This window comes from Actinotalea sp. Marseille-Q4924 (assembly GCF_916618755.1).
Taxonomy (GTDB): domain Bacteria; phylum Actinomycetota; class Actinomycetes; order Actinomycetales; family Cellulomonadaceae; genus Actinotalea.
On the sequence record NZ_CAKAKB010000006.1, the window covers coordinates 181,975 to 206,090 of the forward strand.

Annotated in this window: 17 protein-coding genes and 1 pseudogene; 12 read left to right on the top strand and 6 right to left on the bottom strand. The window is 74.9% G+C overall.

The features are described 5' to 3' along the window. The first annotated feature begins 44 nt into the window (after positions 1-44). Together LG379_RS15930 and LG379_RS15935 are read left to right on the top strand one after the other, a co-directional pair. Positions 45-899 (top strand): methylated-DNA--[protein]-cysteine S-methyltransferase, encoded by an 855-nt coding sequence (locus LG379_RS15930; RefSeq protein WP_225755578.1) that lies wholly within the window; start codon positions 45-47, stop codon positions 897-899. Further along, on the top strand, positions 896-1,930 hold the full coding sequence (locus tag LG379_RS15935) for a DMT family transporter (protein WP_225755579.1): 1,035 nt from the start codon (positions 896-898) through the stop codon (positions 1,928-1,930). The genes LG379_RS15930 and LG379_RS15935 overlap by 4 nt, the downstream gene beginning before the upstream one ends. A 176-nt stretch (positions 1,931-2,106) precedes the next feature. Here the strand turns inward: LG379_RS15935 and LG379_RS15940 are convergent, their stop codons facing one another. Together LG379_RS15940 and LG379_RS15945 are read right to left on the bottom strand one after the other, a co-directional pair. Further along, the gene (locus LG379_RS15940; protein ID WP_225755580.1) at positions 2,107-4,446 is read right to left on the bottom strand and encodes a family 43 glycosylhydrolase; all 2,340 of its coding nucleotides are present in this window, start codon (positions 4,444-4,446) and stop codon (positions 2,107-2,109) included. A gap of 466 nt (positions 4,447-4,912) precedes the next feature. Further along, positions 4,913-7,483 carry a GH36-type glycosyl hydrolase domain-containing protein gene (locus LG379_RS15945; protein WP_225755581.1) on the bottom strand — a complete coding sequence of 857 codons (2,571 nt, stop codon included), beginning with the start codon at positions 7,481-7,483 and terminating at the stop codon, positions 4,913-4,915. A 717-nt stretch (positions 7,484-8,200) separates the two neighbouring features. Between LG379_RS15945 and LG379_RS15950 the strand changes: the two genes are divergently transcribed. Further along, a complete protein-coding gene (locus tag LG379_RS15950; RefSeq protein WP_225755582.1) occupies positions 8,201-10,300 on the top strand; it encodes an elongation factor G in 2,100 nt (699 codons plus the stop codon). 99 nt (positions 10,301-10,399) lie between these two features. Here LG379_RS15950 and LG379_RS15955 read toward each other — a convergent pair whose 3' ends face one another. After that, positions 10,400-11,335 carry a type IV toxin-antitoxin system AbiEi family antitoxin domain-containing protein gene (locus LG379_RS15955; protein WP_225755583.1) on the bottom strand — a complete coding sequence of 312 codons (936 nt, stop codon included), beginning with the start codon at positions 11,333-11,335 and terminating at the stop codon, positions 10,400-10,402. A 314-nt stretch (positions 11,336-11,649) separates the two neighbouring features. Further along, complete coding sequence (locus LG379_RS15960) at positions 11,650-12,225, bottom strand: S-layer homology domain-containing protein (protein WP_225755584.1); 576 nt, start codon at positions 12,223-12,225, stop codon at positions 11,650-11,652. Positions 12,226-12,370: 145 nt separating this feature from the next. Here LG379_RS15960 and LG379_RS15965 point away from each other — a divergent pair, with 145 nt between their 5' ends. The 5 genes from LG379_RS15965 to LG379_RS15985 all read left to right on the top strand — a co-directional run bounded on the left by LG379_RS15965 (position 12,371) and on the right by LG379_RS15985 (position 18,089). After that, on the top strand, positions 12,371-13,249 hold the full coding sequence (locus tag LG379_RS15965; RefSeq protein WP_225755585.1) for a siderophore-interacting protein: 879 nt from the start codon (positions 12,371-12,373) through the stop codon (positions 13,247-13,249). Between the two features lie 123 nt (positions 13,250-13,372). Continuing rightward, positions 13,373-14,224, top strand: a complete 852-nt coding sequence (locus LG379_RS15970) for an ABC transporter ATP-binding protein (RefSeq protein WP_304522800.1) — start codon at positions 13,373-13,375, stop codon at positions 14,222-14,224. Between the two features lie 102 nt (positions 14,225-14,326). Further along, the gene (locus LG379_RS15975; RefSeq protein ID WP_225755586.1) at positions 14,327-15,322 is read left to right on the top strand and encodes an iron-siderophore ABC transporter substrate-binding protein; all 996 of its coding nucleotides are present in this window, start codon (positions 14,327-14,329) and stop codon (positions 15,320-15,322) included. Between the two features lie 16 nt (positions 15,323-15,338). Beyond that, complete coding sequence (locus LG379_RS15980) at positions 15,339-17,438, top strand: iron ABC transporter permease (protein ID WP_225755587.1); 2,100 nt, start codon at positions 15,339-15,341, stop codon at positions 17,436-17,438. Positions 17,439-17,468: 30 nt separating this feature from the next. After that, positions 17,469-18,089, top strand: coding sequence for a bifunctional 2-polyprenyl-6-hydroxyphenol methylase/3-demethylubiquinol 3-O-methyltransferase UbiG (locus LG379_RS15985; RefSeq protein WP_225755588.1), 621 nt, complete (start codon positions 17,469-17,471; stop codon positions 18,087-18,089). Positions 18,090-18,187: 98 nt separating this feature from the next. Here LG379_RS15985 and LG379_RS15990 read toward each other — a convergent pair whose 3' ends face one another. Further along, complete coding sequence (locus tag LG379_RS15990) at positions 18,188-18,937, bottom strand: DUF429 domain-containing protein (RefSeq protein WP_225755589.1); 750 nt, start codon at positions 18,935-18,937, stop codon at positions 18,188-18,190. Positions 18,938-19,045: 108 nt separating this feature from the next. On the opposite strand from LG379_RS15990, the gene LG379_RS15995 reads away from it, so the two are divergent. After that, a complete protein-coding gene (locus LG379_RS15995; protein ID WP_225755590.1) occupies positions 19,046-19,840 on the top strand; it encodes an HNH endonuclease family protein in 795 nt (264 codons plus the stop codon). A gap of 22 nt (positions 19,841-19,862) precedes the next feature. Here the strand turns inward: LG379_RS15995 and LG379_RS16000 are convergent, their stop codons facing one another. Further along, the gene (locus tag LG379_RS16000) at positions 19,863-20,417 is read right to left on the bottom strand and encodes an Lrp/AsnC family transcriptional regulator (RefSeq protein ID WP_225755591.1); all 555 of its coding nucleotides are present in this window, start codon (positions 20,415-20,417) and stop codon (positions 19,863-19,865) included. Positions 20,418-20,515: 98 nt separating this feature from the next. Here LG379_RS16000 and LG379_RS16005 point away from each other — a divergent pair, with 98 nt between their 5' ends. The 3 genes and pseudogenes from LG379_RS16005 (at position 20,516) to LG379_RS16015 (ending at position 23,926) form a co-directional block, all read left to right on the top strand. Beyond that, entirely contained in the window at positions 20,516-21,739 is a 1,224-nt protein-coding gene (locus LG379_RS16005) for a PLP-dependent aspartate aminotransferase family protein (RefSeq protein WP_225755592.1), read from the top strand. A gap of 206 nt (positions 21,740-21,945) precedes the next feature. Beyond that, positions 21,946-22,785: pseudogene (locus tag LG379_RS16010) on the top strand (pyruvate dehydrogenase); the annotation flags it as partial. 766 nt (positions 22,786-23,551) lie between these two features. Beyond that, entirely contained in the window at positions 23,552-23,926 is a 375-nt protein-coding gene (locus LG379_RS16015) for a hypothetical protein (RefSeq protein WP_255632959.1), read from the top strand. Positions 23,927-24,116 lie beyond the last annotated feature (190 nt).

A 24,116-nucleotide genomic window follows, 5' to 3' on the forward strand; every position in this document is an offset into this window, starting at 1 on the left:
GGAAGCGGGATGCCCGTGTCGGCGGCCGTCCGTACGCTCCTGCCATGAGCACCGAGATGGCGACGGTCGCGGACGCACGGCGGGAGCGCGTCGTCGTGGCATGCCGCGCGATGGTCGCCGCCGGCGGTCCGTTGACCGCCGGCGAGCTCGAGGGCCTCACCGCCGTCTCCGCGCGCCAGCTCGCCCGCGACTTCGCCGTCGTCGTCGGGGTGGCGCCGCGGGCCTTCGGGCACGCGGTCCGGACCGGGCGGGCGCGCGACCTGCTGCGCGAGCACGGGCAGGTGACGGACGCGGTGTTCGCCGCGGGCTTCGGGTCGACCCGAGCCTTCTACGAGACCGCCGGCCCGACGCTCGGCATGGAGCCACGGCGCTACGCGCGCGGCGGCGCCGGCCAGGCGCTGCGCTGGACCGCGGTGGACACCGACCTGGGGACGGTCGTCGCCGTCGCAGGAGACCTCGGGCTCACCGCCGTACGGATCGGGGACGACGTCGAGGCCCTCCTGGCGCAGGTGCGCGCCGAGCTGCCTGCTGCCTCGTTCGAGCGCGACGACGACAGCCTCGCCGGGCTCGCGGACGGGCTGCGGACCCTCGCCGCGGGCGGGTCGCCCGACCGGGACCTGCCGCTGGACCTGCACGGCACCGCGTTCCAGGCCCGGGTGTGGGCCGCACTGCGCCGGATCCCCGCAGGCCAGACCCGGTCGTACACGGAGGTCGCCGCGGAGATCGGCGCGCCGACGGCGGTCCGTGCGGTGGCGTCCGCGTGCGCCCGCAACCCCGTCGCGCTCGTCGTCCCGTGCCACCGCGTCATCCGTGGGGACGGGTCGATGGGGGGCTACCGCTGGGGCCTCGCGGTCAAGGAGCGCCTGCTCGCCCGCGAACGCGAGCGGGCCGCGTCGTGAGCACCGGGGCGGTGGCCGCCGGGGCGCCGTCGGGCGCCCGGTCGTGGGTACCCGGCTACCTGGCGGCCGCCGTCATCTGGGGCTGCTCGTTCGCGTTCATCGCGGTGGGGCTCCGTGCCCTGACTCCGGTCCAGGTCGCCACGGCGCGGCAGGTGCTCGGTGCGCTGACGCTCCTCGCGCTGTGCCTGGTGCTGCGGGTGCCGCTGCCGCGCGGACGGCGCACGTGGGGCCACCTCGTCGTCGTCGGCCTGCTCCTCAACGCCGCGCCGGGGCTGCTCTTCGCGGTCGGGCAGCAGACCGTCTCCTCCGTCATCGCAGGCATCATCAACGCGATGACGCCCCTGGCGACGCTCGCGGTGATCCTCGCGGCCTATCCCGAGGAGCGGCCGACCCGGCGGCGGGTCCTCGGCCTCCTGCTGGGGTTCGCGGGCGTCGCCGTCGTGATCGGGGTGTGGCGCGGGCTCGGCGAGGGCCGCTGGCTCGGCGTCCTGGCGTGCCTCGCGGCGATCACCTGCTACGGGCTGGCCCTGCCGTACTCCCGCCGCTACCTCACGTCCTCCGGTCAGCGGCCGCTGTCCCTGGTCACCGGTCAGGTGGTCGTGGCCGGCACGCTGATGCTCCCGGTGCTCGCGCTCACGGGCGTGACGCCGCGCGGGCCGGTCACGGTCGACGTCGTGCTGGCCGTGGTCGCGCTGGGCTCGCTGGGCACCGGTGTGGCCTACGCGCTCAACTACCGGGTCATCGCGATCGCCGGGCCCGGCACGGCGGCGACGGTCACCTACATCACGCCGGTGGTCGCGACGGTCGTCGGGGTGGCGTTCCTCGGCGAGCGCCTGCACTGGAACGAGCCCGTCGGGGCCCTGGTGATCCTGCTCGGCGTCGCGCTGGGGCAGGGCGTCCGCGGCCTGAGGCTGCGCCGCCCGGTCCCGCTGGGGACGGTGCCGGGGATCCCGGTGGGGACGTCGGCGAGCACGCCGGGGACGGTCGTCGCGAGCCCGCCCGGTCCCGGGGATCGCGCGCCCTCGCGCTGAGCCACCGCGTCGGAAGCAGCGCGCACGGCGCGAGGGTGGAGTCGGACATCGACTCCACCCTCGCATCGGCCCCGACCCGGCGTGCGGAAGGGGCGGCTGTGGTGCGAGACGGGGGTCGGCCGGCGGAGCGCAGCCGCCCGACCCCCGTCCGCGGTCAGGACCGGGTCAGGACCCGGTCATCCGGCGGTCCCGTGGACCCGGAGGTAGTCGAACTCGGCCGTCGCCGGGTCACCACCCTGGTTGCCGTGGGCGAGCAGCCCGATGCGGATGTCGGCGTCGGCCGGGAAGGTCCAGACCCCGCCGTGCACCCACGTCTCGCCGTCGGTGCTCGTGGAGGCCTGGACCTCCTGCTCGCCGGCGGCGTCGGTCGTCCGGGTGAGCCGGAGCCACGTCGTGTCCGACGGCGGGCCGATGATCGTCCCGCCGTACTGGAGCCGGTCCGCGTACGGGATCTCGTAGCCGAACTCGGTCTGTCGCGTGTTCCAGATCGCGACGTGGGAGAGGCGGGCGAACCGGTCGTCGTCGACGTACGCGATGATCCCGCCCTGCTGGTAGTTGCGGATCGTGTCGGTGCCGAGGTCGATGGTCAGCTTCGTCTCCGCGACCCAGTCACCCTCCGGCGCGTCGCGCAGGAGCAGGCCGGCGTTGTTCCCGCCGCCGACGAGGTCGGTGCTCTCGACGACCCACCGCAGTGCGCCGTCGGCGACGGTGACGTCCGGGTCCCGCACCGCGGTCCAGCCGGCATTGGGGGCGTCACCCTCGAACTCGTCCCCGTCGAGCAGCGCACCCGGCGCCGGCGGAGCGGCGACCTCGTCGACCGCGACCTCCGAGGCGGGCAGCGCGCTGAGGTTGTCGACGTGGGCACCGGCGCCACCGGCGTGGGCACCGGCGCTGCCGGCGAACCGCGTGCCGGCGGGCAGGTCGACGGTCACGCTCGCGAACGGGTCGTTGAGGCGGGCGTGGCTCAGCTCGGCGTACGCCTGACCGTCACGGACCTCGAGGACCGCGCTGGTCCAGGCCGTGAGATCGACGTCCGCCGGGATCGGCGAGGCGCCGCTGGTGACGACGGCCCCACGACGGTCGAGCACCTCCACGACGAGGGTCGACGTCGCCGCGTCGACCGTCGCGCGGATCTGGTCCCCTCGCGGTGCCGCTGCCGCGACGAGCCCGACGGACGAGGCGCCGTCGTCGAGCCGGACGTCCGCCTCGACACGCACGTCGTACGGCAGGGCGTGCCGGGTGAGGAGCGTGCCGGCGGAGGTCGAGACCGCGTGGGTGCCGGCCTGCTCGTCGTCCGCGGTGGTCCACGTGCCCGTCGTCGTGAACGGGCGCGTGATCCCGTCGTCGAAGGACGTCATCGCGCGGCCGCCCGTGACCGGGCCGGGCTGGGCGTCGTCGGACGCCCACAGGCCGGCGCGGGTGGTCGGCCACCCGTCGATCCAGTCGAGGCGGTCCATGAGCATCGGGCGCTCGTTGATGCCCCCGGTGCCGTCGAGGTACGGGTCGGCGCGGTCGATGGCGTGGTAGACGTTCCAGTCCTGGCCCGCCAGGTCCGTGACGATGGCGTTGTGGCCGGTGCCGACGAAGGCGTTGCCGTTCGGCGCGAGGACCGGCGTGCCGCCGGCGCGCGACTGCAGCAGCGGGACGCCCTCGCGGTCCACGTAGGGCCCGGTCAGCGACTCCGACCGGCCGACGTGGACGCTGTAGCCCGTGGTCGGGCCGGCGCAGCAGTTCGCCGACGAGACGAACAGGTACCAGTACCCGTCGCGGTGGATGACGTAGGCGCCCTCGTACTTGTTGTCGATGGCGACCTGCGTGGCGGCCCCGACGGCACGCGTGCCGTCCTCGGAGAGCTCGGTGACGTAGATGCCGCCGTAGTAGGAGCCGTAGAAGAGGTGCTCCGTGCCGTCGCTGTCGACGACGTGGGAGGGGTCGAACGTCCACAGGAAGTTGTCCGGCCCGACGCGGCGCGGCGGGACGACCGGCTCCCCGGAGTCCGTCCACGGGCCGACCGGCGTCGGTGCGGTGGCGACGCCGATGGCGTTGTCGTTGTGCTCGGGGGTGACCGTCGTCTCCGTGACGACGTAGTAGAGGCGGTACTCCCCGTCGACGTAGCGGATGTCCGGGGCCCACAGCGCGGCGTTGCGCTCGGTGTCGGCCCAGTCGGGCAGCGTGTCCTCGGTGAAGGCGTCGCCGACGTACTCCCAGGTCACGAGGTCCGTGGAGCGGGAGATCGGCAGCAGGTGGCGCTGGCCCTCGCCTTCGAACAGGGGGTCCGTGGTGCCGTAGGCGTACCAGTACCCGTCCTTCCCGCGGATGACGGCGGGGTCGGCGAACGTGTCGGCGAACGGCTCGCTCACCGGGTTCGTGTAGGTGGTGGAGGACGTGGCGGAACCACGCCCTCCGGGCGTTGAGCCGTCGTCGGGCGGGGCCGCGACGGCGGGTGGGGTGAGCAGCGCGAGGCCGACGACGACGGCGACGCCGGTGACTGCGGGAACGGCTCTGTTCGGACGCATGGGCTGTGGACCTGTCGTTCAGTGGACGGGCGGACGACGGCGCCATGACGGCGCGGTGGGGCCGCAGACCGCGCGGTCGCACGGGCTGTCCCCTGCTCCGGCACGGGGGCGGGCTGCGGTGCGCGCCCGGTGCCGGTAAACGTTGGACACAGTCCTACAGCATCGATCCGGATCGCGCGATCCCTCGCGGCGGCCAGAACGGGACCTTGGTCCCCTTCACCCGTCCCGTGATGCATTCGTAACCTTGTCCACGGCTCCTTCTCCGACCGCGAGAGCGGCCGGCGGCCTCCGGGTCGAGCGGGGTCCGTGACGCCCTGTGCCGGCGAGACGGCCCGCCACCGTGGTGCTGCACCGGTGCGCAACGGTGCACCTCCGCGACCGTCCACAGCGTCGTGCGACGCACGCAGAACGGGGTCGGCCGGCATCCCGGCCGACCCCGTCGTGCTGCGCGGTGCCGCGTGGGGCGTCAGACCTCGGCCGTGACCCGCACCGTGCTCCCCGCGGCGGCGAACGGCACGACCTGGCCCGCCACCGGCTCGCCGTCGACGGTCAGCCGGGCACGGGCGCCGGGGCGGCCGCTGTTGCGCACCTCGATGTCGTACGTCGCACCCCGGAGCACGCGCCGCACGGTGAACGCGGGGACGTCCGGCCCGAGCTGCGGGTCGACGACCAGCCCGTCCCAGCCCGGGCGCACACCGAGCAGGTACTGGCTCGCGGCGACGAACGTCCAGGCGGCCGTCCCGGTGAGCCACGAGTTCTTCGCCTCGCCGTGCCGCACGGCCTCCTTGCCCGCGATCATCTGCGCGTAGACGTACGGCTCGAGCCGGTGCACGTCGCTGATGTCCTCGCGGTAGGCGGGCGTGATGCGCCGGTAGTAGTCGAACGCCCGCTCGCCGCGCCCCACGACGGTCTCGGCGATGATCACCCAAGGGTTGTTGTGGCAGAAGATGCCGCCGTTCTCCTTGTAGCCCGGCGGGTACGTCGACACCTCCCCGAGGTGGACCTGGTAGGTCGTGTAGGCGGGGTGCTGGAGCACGAGCCCGTGCGGGGTCGCCAGATGCTCGGCGACGGAGTCGAGCGCCGTGAGCGCCACGGTGCGGGACGGGCGCCGCGCGCCGTCGGCGGCGTTCTCGGGCGCTCGGGCGCCGTCGGCCGGGGCGACGTCTCCTGGGTCGCCGTCGGGGGCCGGCTCGCCTCCCGGCGCGCCGTCGGCCTCGCGCGTGCCGATGCCCGCCATGACGGCGAAGCCCTGCGGCTCGATCCAGATCTTGCCCTCCTCGTGGGCGTCCGTGCCCACGGGGCGGCCGTTGTAGTCGTACGCGCGCAGGAACCACCGGCCGTCCCAGCCGTGCGCGAGCACCGCCGCGCGCATGACGGCGACGGCGGCCCGGGCCTCCCGCGCGACGTCGGCGAGCCCGCGTCGCTCGGCGATCTCGGCGTAGTCGGCGCCGTACAGGACCAGCTGGGCGGCGATGAAGAGCGACTCCGCGACGCCGCCGCCCTTGTTCTCGGTCGTCTGGAACGACTCCCCTGGCTCCGTCGAGAAGCAGTTGAGGTTGAGGCAGTCGTTCCAGTCGGCGCGGCCGATGAGCGGCAGTCCGTGCGGTCCGCGGTGCGCCAGGGTGAACCGGAACGACCGGGTGAGGTGCTCGAACAGCGGTGCGGCCAGGGCGTCGTCGTTGTCGAACGGGACCTGCTCGTCGAGGATCCCCCAGTCGCCCGTCTCCTTGAGGTAGGCGGCAACGCCCGCGACGAGCCACAGCGGGTCGTCGTTGAAGCCCGAGCCGACGTCGTCGTTCCCGCGCTTCGTCAGCGGCTGGTACTGGTGGTACGCGGACCCGTCGGGCAGCTGGGTCGCGGCGATGTCGAGGATCCGCTCCCGCGCCCGCTCCGGGACGAGGTGCACGAAGCCCAGCAGGTCCTGGTTGGAGTCGCGGAAGCCCATCCCGCGGCCGATGCCCGTCTCGAAGTACGACGCCGAGCGGCTCATGTTGAACGTGACCATGCACTGGTACTGGTTCCAGACGTTGACCATCCGGTCGAGCTTCTCGTCGGTGGAGCTGACGGTGTAGGTGGACAGCAGGTCGGCCCAGTGCCGGGTCAGCCGGGCGAACGCCGCGTCGACCTGCTCCGTCGTGGCGAAGCGGCCGAGCAGCGCGTGGGCGCGCTCCTTGTCCACGACCTGCTGGGCGTCGTCGGCCCACTTGGCGTCGCGCGGGTTCTCGACGTACCCCAGCACGACGACGACGGTGCGCGCCTCCCCGGGAGCGAGGTCCACCGTGAGGCCGTGCGAGCCGATCGGGTACCAGCCGCTCGCCACCGAGCCGGCCGAGCGGCCCGTCCGCGGCACCTCCGGGTCGTCGAGCCCGCGGTACGGGCCGCCGAGGAACGTCTCGCGGTCGGTGTCGAAGCCGTCGGCGCGGGTGTTGATGCCGTACACCGCGTAGTGGTCGCGGCGCTCGCGGTACTCGGTGCGGTGGTAGATCGCACTGCCGTGCGGCCCGTCGGGCTCGACCTCGACCTCACCGATCGAGAGGTTGCGCTGGTAGTTGGTCTGGTCGTCCTGGGCGTTCCAGAGCGCGAACTCGACGAACGTGAAGAGGCGCAGCGACTTGGGGGCGTCGGAGGTGTTCGTCACGGTGATGCGCTGCACCTCGGCGTCCTCGCCGAGCGGGACGAAGAGCAGCGTCTCGGCGCGGACGCCGTTCCGCTCGCCGGTGATGCGCGTGTACCCGAGCCCGTGGCGCGCCTCGAAGTGGTCGAGGTCGGCCTTGACCGGCAACCAGCTCGGCGTCCAGACGTCGCCGTCGTCGTGGACGTAGAGGTAGCGGCCGCCGACGTCCGTGGGCACGTTGTTGTAGCGGTAGCGCGTGAGTCGCCGCATCTTCGCGTCGCGGTAGAAGGAGTAGCCGCCCGCCTGGTGCGACACCAGCGAGAAGAACCGCTCGGAGCCCAGGTAGTTGATCCACGGGTACGGCGTGCGCGGGGTCGTGATGACGTACTCGCGGGCGTCGTCGTCGAAGTGGCCGTAGCGCATGGTGGGGCTCCTGGTGCGGGTCCGTGACGGACGCCGGTCGAGCGGGTGAGAGCGCTCCCACGCTACTGCGCCGACAACGCCACGCGCCAGGGCCGGGAGTCCCGCCCACTCCTCATGCCCCCGACCCCGATCCCCGACCCCCGCCCCACACCCCCGACCCCCGACCCCACGGATCGGGGAAGTTTCGTTGCGCCATGTGCAACGGAACCTCCCCGATGAGGATTGGGCGGTGAGTGGCGCCTCGGCCGTCACGATGCCGCTTTCGCCGCAGCCCGCTGAGGATCGGGGACGTTGCGTTGCGCCATGTGCGACAGGACTTCCCCGATGACGCGTAGGCGGCGGGGCCGCCGCGCGGTCACGATGCCGCTTTCGCCGCAGCCCGCTGAGGATCGGGGACGTTTCGTTGCGCCATGTGCGACGGGACTTCCCCGAGGACGGGTAGGGCGGCCGGGGCGCCGCGCGGTCGCGGCGCGGGTGGAGCCGGCGGGGCGGGGTCTGTGCTGGCCTGACCAGCGCCGACCGACGAGCTCGGCCGATGATCTGGGCGGCCGGTCAAGAGCGCCCACGCCGCCGAGCGGGTGACGCTCGAGGGACCTTGACCCCGGCGCCGTCGTCGGACGCGCGGAGGTCCCCCGTCGAGGGCCACTGGTCCTGTTGCCCGCCCACCCGCCGTGACTAACCTGCCGCCAAGGGCCACTCCAGCGAAGGAGATCCGTCATGGACCAGGCAGCGACGCCGAGGATCCGCAACGTGGCCCTGGTGGGCCACAGCGGTGTCGGCAAGACGACACTCGTCGAGGCACTTCTGCACCGCGCGGGCGCGATCCCGCGGATGGGGCGCATCGAGGACGGCAGCACCGTGTGCGACACCGAGCCCGAGGAGATCAAGCGAGGCATCTCGCTCTCCCTGGCGGTCGCCCCCTTTCCGTGGACCGCGTCCGACGGCGTGACGTACCAGGTCAACCTGCTCGACACCCCGGGCTACGCGGACTTCGCCGGCTCGGTCGACGCGGCGCTGCAGGTCGCGGACCTCGCCGTCGTCGTCGTCAGCGCGGTCGACGGCGTGGAGGTCGGCACCGAGGCCGTGTGGGACCGGTGCGAGGCGCTCGGTGTGCCGCGGATGGTCTTCGTGACCAAGGAGGACAAGCCGCGCGCCGACTTCCACCGGGTGCTGGAGCAGCTGCGCGCGCGGTTCGGCTCGGGCTTCGTCGTGCTGGAGCTGCCGCTCGGCGAGGAGGAGGCGCTGCACGGCGTCGCCGACGTGCTGTCCGACCAGGCCTTCGAGTACGACGGCGACGGCACGCACCACACCGGCCCGATGCCCGACGACGTCGCGGAGGAGGAGCACCGCCTGCACGACGAGGTCACTGAGGAGATCGTCTCCGGCGACGACGAGCAGCTGGAGCGGTACCTGTCCGGTGACGTGCCGACGGCCTCCGAGCTCGAGCTGACCCTCGCGCACGAGGTGCTGGAGGGCACGGAGTACCCGGTCGTGCTCGGGTCCGCCTCGACCGGTGTCGGTGTGGACCGGCTGGCCGACTTCCTCTGCGAGATCGGGCCCGCTCCCCGCCCGGTGACCGTGCGCGTCGGGTCGAACGGCGACGGAGCCGAGATCGACGTCGCTGCCGACCCGGCCGGGGACCCGCTGGTGCACGTGTTCCGGACGGTGGCCGACCCGTTCGTCGGTCAGGTCTCCCTGTTCAAGGTGCTGAGCGGGACCGTCCGCAACGACGACCGCCTCGTCAACGCGGTGACCGGCGCGGAGGAGCGCCTGCACGGCCTCTTCCACCTGCGCGGCAAGGAGCACCTGCCCACGGACGCCGTCGTCGCGGGGGACATCGCCGCCGTCGCGAAGCTCGCCGGCTCCCCCACCGGGTCGACGCTCGCGCGGAAGGCGACGCCCGTCGTCGTCCCCGCGCCGCCCACGCGCGCGCCGCTCTACGGCCTCGCCCTCACCCCCGTCACCCAGTCCGACGACGACAAGCTCTCCGGCGCGCTCCAGCGGCTGTGCGCGGAGGACCCGGCGCTGCGGGTGGAGCGCACGACGGAGGGCGGCGCCGCGGCCGGCGGGCACAGCCAGACGGTCCTTCGCGGGACCGGTGACGTGCACGTCGCGGTGGCGCTGGAGAAGCTCGCGCGCAAGTTCGGCGTCAACGTCACGACGGCGCCCGTGCGGGTCGCGTACCGGGAGACCATCGCCGCCGACGCCGACGTCGAGGGCAAGATCAAGAAGCAGTCGGGCGGGCACGGGCAGTTCGCCGTCGTGCAGCTGCGGGTCTCGCCGAGAGCACGCGGAGAGGGCAGCGAGTTCGTCGACTCGATCGTCGGCGGCTCCATCCCGCGCAACTACATCCCCGCCGTCGAGCGCGGCGTCATGGAGCAGATGGAGACCGGGGGCCTGCACGGGTTCCCCGTGGTCGACGTCCGCGTCGAGTGCTACGAGGGCAAGTACCACTCGGTCGACTCCTCCGACATGGCGTTCCGCACCGCGGCGTCCATCGGGCTCAAGGAGGCGCTGGCGCGGGCCGGGACGGTGGTCCTGGAGCCGGTCTCGCACGTGCAGGTCCTCGTGCCCGGCGAGCTGCAGGGCGACGTCATGGGTGACCTGTCGGGTCGGCGTGGGCGGATCAGCGGCACGGACGTCCTTCCGGACGGCCGGTCGGTGATCGAGGCGACCGTCCCGGAGGCCGAGCTCGTGCGGTACGTCATGGACCTGCGCTCGTTGACGGGCGGCCGCGGGTCGTTCACCGCGGAGCACAGCCACTACGACGTCGTGCCCGCCCACCTCGTCGAACGCCTGGCGGTCCCGGTCGGCTGACGTGGGTGCGGGTCGGCGTTGACCCCTGCTGCCTTGAGATCGGGGAAGATCCGTGTCGCTATCCGACACGATCCTTCCCCGATCTCGGGGATCGGCGCCTCAGCGGACCGGGCAGGACGGACCGCACGCGCGAGGCGTGCCGGTCCAGCCTCTCGACCTGAGCGCCGACACGACCTGTGCCGCCGTCCCGCACGGCGCCCCTGCGACGTGCGACCAGCGGTACCGCAGGGTCAGCTCGCTGTGCGCGACCACCACCGCGTTGTCGCGCCAGACGTCGTCGTCGACGCGGCCCTCGTGCGCCACACGACCGTCCAGCTCGACGCGCACGCCGGTGCCCACGTAGATCGCGTCCGCGCGCGCCCACCGATCACCGAGCCGCTGCCACTGCTGCAGTGCCGCACGTGGCAGGCCGTGCCGCCGCTCCACGTCCCGGTGGTAGCGCAGCTCGAGCGCGGACTCGACGCCCTGGGCAGCGGCGTCCAGCAGCTCGTGGAGGAGGGCGCGGCGACGGACCCTCGACCGACGCCCGGCCGCCTCGAGCACCTCGTCCGGCCGGGTGCCGTTCCGCACGGCAGCCGTGACCACGGCGACAGCGTCGTCGACGGACCGCGCCATCCCGACGAGATCGATCACGGTGTCGCCGCGGGGCACCACCGTCAGCCTGCCGCGCACCACGGTGAGGAGCCGGCGCCGGTGGATCCTCAGTCCCGGCCGCTCCACGACTCGACGCCCGTGCGGCACGGACACGTCGAGGACGGCCGGTGCCGGCGTCCAGCCGTGGAGGAACGCCGCCGACAGGTGGCTGAGGGCGGCGTCCGTGCCGGCGTGCTGCAGCGCGGCGCGCGCCCGCGACCGCCACGCCAGCGGGCCGGAGTGGGTGACGTAGACGCCGGGGTGAAGGCGCTGCCAGTGACCGGCGCGGACCTGACGGTGCACCCAGCTGCGGTCGATCCCTGCCGACTCGAGCTGTGCCGCCGTCAGCACGCCGTCGTGGCCGCGCGCGAGGGCCAGCAGGCGCTCCCGGTCGACCCCCATGCCGGCACGGTGCCCGACGCCCGCACGGGGCCCGCGAAGGCGCCGTCACGCAGGTGCACGCGCACTGCCCGGTCCCGCCTGTGCACACCGTCGGGCCAGTGACGCCGTCACCGGGGAACGTTCGTGTCGCTATCCGCAACCGACCTTCCCCGGTAGAGGGGTGGGGCGGGCGAGGGGCGGATGGGGTTGCGGCGGGACAGGGTGGGGAGGGTCGCGGGCGCGCGGCGACGACGAAGGAGTGGGTGCCGCCCCCGACGCGGCACCCACCCCCGACCGGCGCACCCCTGAGGCAGGGACCTCGGGCGCGTCGGGCCTCAGGCCAGCTCGTCGAACCTCTGCAGCAGCACCGCGAGCGCCTGCCGCGTCACGGGGCGCGAGGGGCGGAAGGTGCCGTCGGGCATGCCGCGGACCACACCCGCCTCCGCCGCCCAGGCGATCGCCGCGACGCTCGGGTGCCACTGCTGCACGTCCCGGAAGGGAGGCGCACCCGTGGGCGCCGGGCAGCCGATCGCCCTGTGCAGCGCCAGCACGAGCTCCTGCCGACGGGCGGGCCGCGACGGGCGGAAGCTGCCGTCCGCGTGGACGAGGACGAGCCGGTGCCGCACGGCCCACGCGATCTCGCGCGCGAGCGGGTGGGTGGCGGAGACGTCGGTGGCCACCATGCCCACGGGGGCGGGGGCGCCGTCGTCGGCCCCGGCGTAGCGGAACAGCGCCTGGGCGAGCTGGCCGCGCTCCACCGGCTGCATCGGTGCGAAGGTGCGGTCACCGCGGCGGTCGAGCAGGCCCAGGCGGGTCAGCCAGGCGATCTCGTGCGCGAAGCGGTGACCGGGCGGGACGTCCGGGGAGCCGGCCTGGGGTGCGGCCTGGCCCGCGGGTGCGGTGAGGTCCATGTCGGTCCTTCCACGGAGGGTCGCCCCCGACGGTAGGCAGCGGACGTGTCGGCCCGATGGCTGCCGTGTGAACACCTGACGACGGCTGCCGTCGGCACGCGGACGTACGCTGGCCTGTCCGTCCGCCTCGTCGTCGGGAGCACCCGTGAGCAGCATCGCCGGAGCCGGGACCGGCTCGTCCGCCACCTCTCCGTCCGACGTCGCACCGGCGTCGCCGGTCCGCCGCACGAAGCTGCCGCTGGTGGCCCGCCGGCTGGAGGTCCTGCGGGTCGAGGACCTCTCCGCGTCGATGCGTCGGGTGGCCCTCGGCGGGCCGGAGCTCGCCGGGTTCCGCTCCGACGGCCCGACCGACCACGCCAAGGTCTGGTTCCCGCCGGACGGTCGGCCCGACGACGCCCCGCTGCTGCCGTCCGAGGTCGACGGCGCCTGGGTCGCCCCCGACGGCGCCACGTGCCGCGACTACTCCATCCGGACGTTCGACCCGGGGGCGGGCGAGGTGGTCCTCGACATGGCCGTCCACGCGCACGGCCCGGCCGGTCGCTGGGCGGCGCAGGCCCGCCCCGGGCAGCAGCTCGGTCTGCTGGGTCCGAAGACGACGAAGACTCCGCCGATGGACCGCGACCGCTACGTCTTCGCGGTCGACGAGACGGGCCTCCCCGGGCTGCAGAGCTGGCTCGAGCAGCTGCCCGCCGGGCCGCGCGTGCGCGTGCTCGCCGAGGTGGGCGGCACGGCGGACGAGGTCCCAGTGCCCGAGCACCCGGGCGTCGAGGTCACGTGGCTGCACCGCGGGACCGCGGAGCCCGGCACGACGACGCTCCTGCCCGACGCGGTCCGCGACGCGCTGACCGAGCTCCCCGACGACGCGACGGTGTGGCTCTGGGCCGCCGCCGAGGCGACGGTCGTGCGCGCGATCCGCGGGCACGTCACCCGCAGCGGCCTGGACAAGCGCTCCTGCTCGATGACGGGCTACTGGCGTCTCGGGGTCGCGAACTTCGACCACAAGAGCGAGGACGGCCAGGCCTGAGCTGCCGCGGGCGCTGCCGCCCTCGGCGTCGCGCGCGCCGCACCGAGGGCGCCGGTCGCGCCGAGGACCGGTACGGCTGCGACGAACTTGCCTCGCGACAAAGGTAAGCCTTACCTTCCTCGCGTGACCTTGCTGCACTCCCTGCCGACGACCGCACCGTCGCCGACCGCCGACGACGACGCGCTGAGCGGCCGCGGCCTCCGGCTGGCCTACGGGCGCGGCGCCGTCGTCGTGCACGAGGCGGACGTCCGGCTGCGCGCCGGCGAGGTCACCGTGCTCGCCGGGCCGAACGGCAGCGGCAAGTCGACCGTGCTCCGTGCCCTCGCCCGTCTCCACGAGCCGGAGGCGGGCGCGGTCACGCTCCCCGACGGCGACGCCCGCGCGCTCGACGCCCGCGCCTTCGCCCGCCGCGTCACGCTCCTCGCGCAGAACCGCCCGGTGCCCGGCGGGGTCACGGTGCGCGAGGTCGTCCAGTACGGGCGCCACCCGCACCGACCCCGGTGGCGCGGCACCGACGACGACGGCCCGCGCGCCGTCGCGTGGGCCATGGACGTCACCGGCGTCGCCGCCATGGCCGACCGTCCCGCGGACGAGCTCTCCGGCGGCGAGCTGCAGCGCGTCTGGCTCGCGAGCAGCCTCGCCCAGGACACGCGCGTCCTCCTGCTCGACGAGCCGACGAACCACCTCGACCTCCGGTACCAGGTCGAGGTCCTCGACCTGGTCCGCGACCTCGCGGAGGACCACGGCGTCGCCGTCGGCGTCGTGCTGCACGACCTCGAGCACGCGGCGCGCGTCGCCGACCGCCTCGTCCTGCTGCACCGCGGCGTCGTCGTCGGCGAGGGACCGCCCGAGCAGGTGCTCGACGCCGCGACGCTCACCGAGGTGTACGGCCTGCCCGTCGAGGTCTCGCTCGACGGGCACGGCCACGTCCGGATCCACCCCGTCGGCCGGCAGCGCCGCGCCGCGCCGCGCTGAGCCGACCCACCCGCTCCCCGACCACCCTCACCGAGGCCGCCACCGCGGCCGCGGTCGTCGCCCTGCCCACCGCCCGACGCCGACCCCACCCGAGAGGAACCCATGACCCCCGCACGACTCCCCCGCCGCCTCGCCGTCGGCCTGGTCGCCCTGACGACGACGGCGCTCGCCGCCTGCGGCACGACCGAGGACCCGGCCGCCCCGACGCCCGACGACGAGCCGGCGACCGCCAGCGAACCGGTCACCGTCACCGACGAGCGCGGTGAGGTGACGCTGGACGCCCCGGCCCAGGACGTGGTCTCGCTCGGGTGGGGCCTCACCGAGAACCTGCTGAGCCTGGGCGTGGTGCCGGTCGGGCAGGCCGACGTCGAGGGCTACGGCACCTGGAACACGGTCGTGCCGCTCGAGGGGGAGGTCGCGGACGTCGGCTTCCGTGGCGAGCCGAGCCTCGAGGCGATCGCGGCGCTCGACGCCGACCTCGTCGTCACCACGACCGACCTGCCGGAGGACGTCATCGCGCAGATCGAGGAGCAGGTGCCGGTCGTGGCGCTGCGCGGGTCGGACGCGACCGACCCGATCGGCTACATGCGCGACACCGTCGAGCTGCTGGGCGAGGTCACCGGCACGCAGGACCGCGCGGACGAGCTGCTCGCGGGCTTCGACGCCGCGCTGGCGGAGGGCCGCGCCGCGATCGAGGAGGCCGGGCTCGCGGGAGCCCCGGTCGTCATGGCGGACGGCTGGGACACGAACGGGGTCGTCTCCGTCCGCATGTTCACCGACGGCTCGTACTTCGGCGCGATCCTCGAGGAGCTCGGCCTGGACAACGTCTGGCAGGGCGAGGGCGACCCGGACTACGGGCTGGCGCAGACCGACGTCGAGGGTCTGACCGCCCTCGAGGACGTCGACTTCCTCTACGCCGCCAACGCCGCGTTCCCCGACCCGTTCGGCGAGAGCCTCGAGGGCAACCCCATCTGGGAGCAGCTGCCCTTCGTGACGTCGGACTCGGTGCACCGCATGCCCGACGGCATCTGGCTGTTCGGCGGCCCGGCCTCGGGCGAGGCGTACATCGACGCCGTCGTCGCGGCGCTCACCGCGTGACCCGCGCCGCCTGACCATGACCACGACCACCCCGGCCGCCGTCGTCGGCCCGCCCGGCGACGTGCCGCGGCCGCCGACGACGGCGCGCGCCCGCACCGCGCGCGGCGTCGCGTTCGCGCTGGTCGGGGTGGTCGTCGTGGTCCTGGCGGCGGTCGACCTCACGCTGGGCACCGCGGACGTCGACGCGCTGGACCTGCTCGGGCTGCTCGCCGGCCGTGACGACGAGGCGCTCGCCGTGCTCGTCGCCTCCCGGCTGCCCCGCGTCCTCGCGGCCCTGCTCGTCGGCACGGCCCTGGGCGCCGCGGGGGCGGTGCTCCAGTCGGTCGCCCGCAACCCGCTCGCGTCGCCGGACACGCTCGCCGTCAACGCCGGGGGCTACCTGCTCGTCGTCGTGGCCGCGGTGATCGGGGTGAGCCTTCCCCTGCCGGTGCGCGGGCTCCTGGCCTTCGTGGGCGGCCTGGCGGCGGCGGCCCTCGTGCTCGCCGTCGCCCGGGCCGGCGCCACCGGGCCGACGCGCCTCGTGCTCGCCGGCTCGGCGGTCAGCATCGCGCTGGCATCGGTGACGATGGTGCTGCTGCTCGTGTACTCCCAGGAGACGACCGGGCTGTTCGCCTGGGGCAGCGGCTCGGTCGCGCAGTCCGGGCTGCGGACGGTCACGCAGGTGGCGCCCGTCGTCGTCCTCGGCGTGGTCGCGCTCGTGGCGCTCGGCCGGCGCCTCGACGTCCTCGCGCTCGGCGACGACGCCGCCCGCTCCCTCGGCCTGGACGTGCGGCGCACGCGCGTGGGCGTCGTCGTGCTGGCGGTGGTCCTCGCGGCCGCGGCGGTCACCGTCGCGGGCCCCATCGGCTTCGTCGGCCTGGCCGCCCCGGTCCTCGCGCGCATGCTCGCCCGGCGCGTCCCCGGCCTGTCGGCGCACGGCGCCGTCGTCCCGCTGGCCGCGCTGGTGGGCTGCGTGGTCGTGCTGGCCGCCGACGTCGCCCTGCGCCTCCTCGTGCCGGCGTCGTCCGGGACGGTCATTCCGACGGGCGTGGCGACGACGCTGGTCGGTGCAGTCGTGCTCGTGGTGGTGGCGTCCCGCCTCCGCGACGACGTCGCCCGCAGCCGCACGGCGAACGCGGGCGCCCGGCCGGCGACCCGGCGGCTGGTGGCGACCACGGCCGCCGTCGTCGTGGCGCTGCTGGCGGGGGCCGTGGTGGCGGCGCTGCTGCTCGGCGACCGGCTCCTGCTGCTCGGCGACGTCGGGCTCTGGGCCCGGGGCCGGTCCGGTGGTCTCGTGACGTTCGTGCTGGACCAGCGGGTGCCGCGGGTGCTGGCCGCACTCGTCGCCGGGGCCGCGCTGGGGCTCGCAGGGACGCTCGTCCAGGCCGTCGCACGGAACCCGCTGGCCGAGCCCGGCCTGCTCGGCATCACCGGCGGCGCGGGGGTCGGGGCGGTGCTGCTCATCGGCGTCGCGCCGGCCGCCGGGGTGTGGGAGATCTCGGCCGCCGCGGCGGTCGGGGCGGTCATCGCCTTCGTCGTGGTCTGGGCGCTCGCCCGGCGCGGCGGGCTCGGCTCGGACCGGGTGGTGCTCGTCGGGGTGGGGGTCAGCGCGGCGGCCGCGGCGATCACGACCGTCGTCGTCGTGGTGACGAACCCGTACAGCACGACGGCGGCGCTGACCTGGCTGTCCGGGTCGACGTACGGGCGCTCCCTCGAGCAGAGCGTGCCCGCTGCGGTGGCGCTCGCCGTCGCGCTCCCGGCCTCGCTCGCCGCTGCTCGGACGCTGGACCTGCTCGCCCTCGACGACGACACCCCCCGCGTCCTCGGTGTGCCGCTCGGGGGTGCACGGCTGCGCCTGCTCGTGCTGGCCGGGGCGCTGACCGCGTCCGCGGTGTCGGCCGTGGGCGTGGTGGGGTTCGTGGGCCTCGTGGCGCCGCACCTGGCGCGGCGCCTCGTCGGCTCGGCGCACCGGCGGTCGCTGCCGGTGGCGACGCTGCTGGGCGCGGTGCTCGTGAGCGTCGCGGACACGATCGGGCGGACGGTGGTCGCACCCGGCCAGCTGCCCGTCGGCCTCATCACGGCGCTGGTGGGGACGCCGTACTTCGTCCACCTGCTCTGGCGGACGCGGCGGGCGTAGCGCTGCGCGGGCGCGGGTAGCGTCGGCGGCATGACGACGCCCGCCCCGGACCGCCGCAGCCGCTGGACCCGCAAGATCGAGGCGGACCCCGGCCACTCGCACTGGTACGTCGAGCGGTTCCGCCGGATGCGGGCCGACGGGGCGGACCTCGCCGGCGAGGCGCGGATGGTCGACGCGATGCTGGCCCGCGGCTCCCGCGTCCTGGACGCCGGGTGCGGGCCCGGCCGGGTCGGCGGCGAGCTGCACCGGCGCGGGCACGTCGTCGTCGGCGTGGACGTCGACCCGGTGCTCATCGAGGCCGCTGAGCAGGACGCTCCCGGGCCCACGTGGCTCGTCGAGGACCTCGTCGAGCTCGACCTGCCCGCGCGCGGGGTGGCCGAGCCGTTCGACGCGATCGTCTGCGCGGGCAACGTCATGACGTTCCTGGCGCCCGGTACGGAGGTCGAGGTGCTGCGGCGGCTGGGTGCGCACCTGGCGCCGGAGGGCCGGCTCGCGGTCGGCTTCGGTGCGGGCCGCGGCTACGCGTTCGTGCAGTTCTTCGCCGACGTCGAGGTGGCCGGCCTTCGCCTCGACCTGGCCCTGTCGACGTGGGACCTGCGCCCGTTCACGCCGGAGTCCGACTTCCTCGTCGCGGTGCTGCGCCGCGCCTGAGTCAGGGCGCCGCGACGTATCGGGGAAGGTTCGTCGCGCATGGCGTCACGGATCTTCCCCGTTGCGACGCCTCGGCTGCCGAACGTCCCGGGCAGCCCTCAGCGCGGCGGCGGGTCCGGGACGACGATGTAGCCCTCGCGCACGTCGCCGACGACCCGCAGCCACGGGTCCTGCTGCGCCCACCGCCACGCCAGGTACGCGCAGAAGATCGCGTCCACCTCGTCCTCGACGACGCGCAGGTCGACCTTGCGGGTGGCCGTGGCCACCGCACGGCGCAGCTGGCCCCACCGCGGGGACGCCCCCAGCGCGAGCGGCTCCTCGCAGTGCTTCTCCATGTGGGCGAGGAGGTCCCCCAGCGCCACACGCAGCCGGGGCAGGTCCCGCGCGGGCCCGCGCTGCTTGTACGGGATGACGGTGTCGAGGTCGAACAGCGTCACCATCGCGGGGTGCGGGTAGACCTCGACGGCCACCGAGCGGTCGCGGGCGGGCGGTGTCGCGGGGTCCACGTCCCAGCCGAACCGCTCCGCGAGCACCTCGCCCCGCGGGGGGTCGAACCACGGCCAGGACCGGTTCGCGGGGTGGCAGCCGGCATGGAAGGCCCGGAACTCGCGTGTCACCTGCGCCTCGCACTGGCGCTGCCCGGTCGCGTTCGGCACCACCAGGGGTGCGTCCACCCCCGCGACGACGACGGCGCCGCGGGCGTGCATGTCGACGAACGCCGCGATCTCGTCGTCGGTCCGCACCGAGGTCGACCCGATCAGCCGGCCCTCCGCGTCCAGCGCGGCCACGCCCGTCCGGTTGCGGTGGCTCCAGGCCAGGTCGAGGCCCAGGTGCACGACGGTGTCCACGGCTCCAGACTCCCACCGTCCCGCACCGCGTGGGGGGACCACAGGGCCGTTCACAGGCGCGGCACGGCGCCGGCGTCCGTGTCGGCGCCCTGTGGCACCGTTCCGCCCGTGACCCGACGTCGAGACCCGTTCGCCCGCGCGGCCGGGCGCCGCCGACGCCGGGTGAACCGGCTCGTCACGGTGGTCGCGACCGTGGCGTCGGTGCTGCTCGCGGCCCTACTGCTCACGGCGACGGACACGGCCGCCGAGCTGGGCCTGCCGGACCCGCTGGGCGCCCGGGAACCCACCGGCACCGTCGTCGGCGTGACGGCGCAGGAGCTCGCCGACGCGCGGGCCGCGCTCGCGGTGCTGCCGGTCAAGGGCCGGGCGCCGAGGACGGGCTACGAGCGCGAGCACTTCGGCGACGGCTGGGTCGACGTCGACCGCAACGGCTGCGACACCCGCAACGACGTCCTCAGCCGGGACCTCGTCGACGTCACGACCGACCCGACCACCGGCGGGTGCGTGGTGCTGACCGGCCGGCTGCTCGACCCCTTCAGCGACGAGGAGCTCGCGTTCGAGCGCGGCGAGCGCAGCGCGGACGTCCAGGTCGATCACGTCGTCGCGCTGTCCGACGCGTGGCAGAAGGGCGCGCAGCAGTGGTCGGCCGAGCAGCGCGTCGCGTTCGCCAACGACCCGGCCAACCTCCTCGCGGTCGACGGCGACCTCAACCAGCTCAAGGGCGCCTCCGACGCCGCGACCTGGCTCCCGCCGCACCGCGGCTTCCGCTGCCGGTACGTGCTCACGCAGGCGACGGTCAAGGCCGCCTACGGCCTGTGGGTCACGGCGGCCGAGCGCGACGCCATCGACCGCGAGCTCGACCGGTGCGTGGTCGTCGACGACCTGCTGGAGGGCGCGCGCTGAGGTCGGCGGGTCGAGGCCCGGCTCAGGCCCGCGGCAGGATCCCCGCGCCCGGGAGCACCTCGAACACGAGCTGGGTCTCGGTGTGCCGCACCGTCGGGTGGACGTTGAGGTGCTCGAGCACGAGGTCGCGCAGCGCCGCGGCGGTGTCGACCGCCACGTGCAGGAGGTAGTCGTCCTCCCCCGCCACGTGGAAGATCGTCAGGACGCCGGGGATCCGCTGGACCATCGCGTGGAACGCCAGCACGTGGTCGCGCCCGTGCGTGGCGAGCCGCACCTTCACGACCGCCTGGATGCCCAGGCCGAGGGCGGCCGGGTCGACGTCGGCGGTGAACCGCCGCACCACCCCCGACTCGCGCAGGGCCCGGACGCGCTGCGAGCAGGTGGACTCCGCGATGCCCGCACGGGCCGCGAGCGCGGCGTTCGTCAGCCGGCCGTTCTCGACGAGCTCGGCCAGCAGCCGCAGGTCCGTCCGGTCCAGCACCCCGCCGGGTGCGCGCGCACCGCCGACGGCGCCGCCCGGACCCGCTGGGCGCCCGCCGGCTCGCCGCGGATCCTGCGTCGTCGTCGACTCCTCCACGCACGGCATCATGCAGGATCCAGCGGTGAACCGCCCAGCACCGACGAGATCTGCGTCACATCTTGAGGGCGGCCGCAGGATCGGGCGACCATCGACCGATGGGACCGAACGCCGCCACCGATGCCGGCACCGCAGACCGCACCGCGCCCCGCCTCGCGCTGGACTCGCTCGCCGTCCACGCCGGACGCGACGACCTCACCGCGGCCGGCGTGCACGCCCCACCCCTGGACCTCTCCACGACCAACCCGCTGCCGAGCGTCGACGCCGGTGGCGAGGCCTACGAGGCCATGGCGACCGGCGGTCACCCCACCGCGGGCGGGCATGTCTACGCGCGCCTCTGGAACCCGACCGTCGCCCGCTTCGAGGCGGGCCTCGCCGCCCTCGAGCACACCGAGGAGTCCGTCGCGTTCGCGTCGGGCATGGCTGCGGTCACCGCGACGGTGCTCGCCACTCAGGCCGAGAGCGGAGGCCGGCACGTCGTCGCGGTCCGTCCCCTCTACGGCGGCACGGACCACCTCCTCGGCTCCGGACTGCTCGGCACGGAGACCACCTACTGCTCCGCCGACGACGTCGCCGCGACCGTCCGCCCGGACACGTGCCTGGTCGTCGTCGAGACCCCGGCGAACCCGACGCTCGACCTCGTGGACATCGCCGCCGTCGTGCGCGCCGCCGCCGGGCGCCCCGTGCTCGTCGACAACACCTTCGCGACGCCCGTCCTGCAGAACCCGGCCGACCACGGCGCGACGTTCGTCCTGCACAGCGCCACGAAGTACCTCGGCGGGCACGGCGACGCCGTCGGCGGCGTGGTGGCGACGGACGCGGCCTGGGCGGCAGCGCTGCGCCGCGTGCGGGCCGTGACCGGCGGGATCATGCACCCGCTCGCCGGGTACCTGCTGCACCGGGGCCTGCCGACGCTGCCCGTGCGCGTCCGCGCGCAGCAGCAGTCGGCGGAGAAGATGGCGGGCTGGCTCGCCGAGCACCCGGCGGTCACGCAGGTGTTCTACCCGGGGCTGCCGGGCACGGACCCGACCGGGCTCCTCGGCCGGCAGCTGCGCGGCCCGGGTGCGATGGTGACGATCCGGCTCGCGGGCGGGTACGACGCCGCCTCACGCACGGCCGAGCGCGTCCGCCTCTTCACGCACGCGGTCTCCCTCGGCGGGGTCGACTCGCTCGTCCAGCACCCCGCCGCCCTGACCCACCGTCCCGTGCCCGCCGACGCGCGGCCCGGAGCCGACCTGCTGCGTCTGTCCATCGGCCTCGAGGACCCCGCCGACCTCCAGGCGGACCTCGCACAGGCCCTCGCCGTCGAGGGACCGCGGTGACCACCGCCCCCGACGACGTCACCGCGCTCGCCCGCGCGGTCGACGCCGCGACGGCGCCCGCGGACCTCGAGGTCCTCGACGAGGTCCAGCGCCGCGTCCTGTGGCTCGCCACCCGCATCGTCGACGCGGCCAACCACGACCGCGACACCGGCGACGGCGTCAAGGTCGGGGGGCACCAGGCGTCGAGCGCGTCGCTGGTGACCGTCATGACCGCCCTGTGGTTCGCCCACCTCGACGGCCCCGACCGGGTGGCCGTGAAGCCGCACGCCTCGCCGGTGTTCCACGCCATCCAGTACCTGCTGGGCAACCTGGACCGCTCCTACCTCACGCGCCTGCGCGAGCGCGGCGGCCTGCAGTCCTACCCGAGCCGCACCAAGGACCCGGACGAGGTCGACTTCTCGACGGGCTCCGTGGGCCTCGGCGCCGCGGCGCCGCTGTTCGCCGCGGCCGTGCGCCGCTACGTCGACGCGCACTTCGGTCCGCGCCCACGGTCGCGCTTCATCGCCCTGCTCGGCGACGCGGAGCTCGACGAGGGCAACGTCTGGGAGGCCGTGGCGGACCCGGCGACGGCCGGCCTCGGCGAGGTGATGTGGGTCGTCGACCTCAACCGTCAGTCGCTGGACCGGGTCGTCCCCGGCGTCCGGGTCGCGCAGTGGCGCGGGCAGTTCGAGGCGGCCGGCTGGCACGTCGTCGAGGTCAAGTACGGCCGCCGGCTGGCCGAGGCGTACACCCGTCCCGGCGGGGAGCACCTGCGTGCGTGGATCGACGCGATGCCCAACGAGCAGTACCAGTCGCTGTTCGGCCCCGAGCCGGCCGTGGTGCGCGAGCGCTTCCTCGACGGCGCCCCGCCGGAGGTCGCCACGTTCGTCGCCGGCATCCCCGACGCCGAGCTGGCGCCCCTCGTGACGGACCTCGGCGGCCACGACCTCGCCGCGCTCCTCGACGCCTTCGCCCAGTGCGACGCGGTGACGGACCGGCCGAGCGTCGTCCTGGCGTACACGGTCAAGGGCTGGGGCCTGCCCATCGCCGGCAACCCCCGCAACCACGCCGCGCTGCTGAGCACCGAACAGGTCGACGCCCTGCGCACGGAGCACGGGCTGAGCCGCGAGACGGAGTGGGACCGGCTCGAGCCGTCGTCGGCGGCGGGGGTGCTGGCTGCGGCCCGGCGCGAGGCGCTCGCCCGGTCGCCGCGGACGCCGTCGTCGGGCGTCACCGTGCCGACGGCGACCGGTGCGCGGTCCGGGAAGCCCGTCTCCACCCAGGAGGTGTTCGGGCGGGTCCTCGTGGAGCTCAGCCGCGACGAGGCCGTCGCGCCGCTGCTCGTGACCACCGCGCCGGACGTCGCGACGTCGACCAACCTCGCCGGGTTCATCAACCGCACCGGCGTCTTCGCGCCGGCGGAGCGGAGGTCCTGGTCCGAGGACCGCATGCTGCGATGGACCGAGACGCCGACCGGGCAGCACATCGAGCTCGGCATCTCGGAGATGAACCTCTTCCTGCTGCTGGAGCAGCTGGGCCTGGCGTGGGACCTGTCCGGTCAGCCGCTGCTGGCGGTCGGGACGGTGTACGACCCGTTCGTGCTGCGCGGGCTCGACGCGTTCGTGCACGCCGTCTACTCCGGCGCGCGGTTCGTCGTCGCCGGGACGCCGTCGGGCATCACGCTCGCGCCGGAGGGCGGGGCGCACCAGTCGACGATCACCGCGTCGCCAGGTGCTCGCCGGCGCGTACCGGCTCGTCGACGCGCACGAGGCCCACCCGCGGCTCAAGACCGACAGCGCCCCGGTCGTGCACCTCGTAGCGTCGGGAGCGGTCATGCCGGAGGTGCTGGCGGCCGCGGAGGAGCTCGCCGGCGAGGGGGTTGCTGCGCACGTCGTCGACGTCACGTCCCTGGACCGGCTGTACACGGCGTGGCAGCGGACGCTGCGGCAGGGCGTGCGGACCGCGACGGCGCCGAGCGTCGCCGGCGCGCTGCGGACCGCCTTCCCGGACCGCGCACCGGTGGTCACCGTGCACGACGCCGCCTCGCACGCCATGGCCTGGCTCGGGTCGGCGCTCGGTGTGCACGCCGTGCCGCTCGGCGTCGACGCGTTCGGGCAATCGGGGTCGGTGCACGACCTGTACGAGCTGCACGACCTGCTGCCCGGCTCGATCGTCAACGCTGCCCTCGCAGCCCTCACCCTCGGCTGACGTCTCTGCAGCCACGCACCTATGTGCACCCCTGCCCGGCGGCGCTCGCCAGGGCGTGGAGAGATCCCCGCGCCGGACGCGGGAATGTCCCCACGGTCCCGTGAGTTCCGCGTTCGCAGAGCGGGCACGACACCGAGAGCCTCGCCCGCGCTCGAGGCGTCCCGGGCCGTCGTCGGCGCGCCGGAGCGCC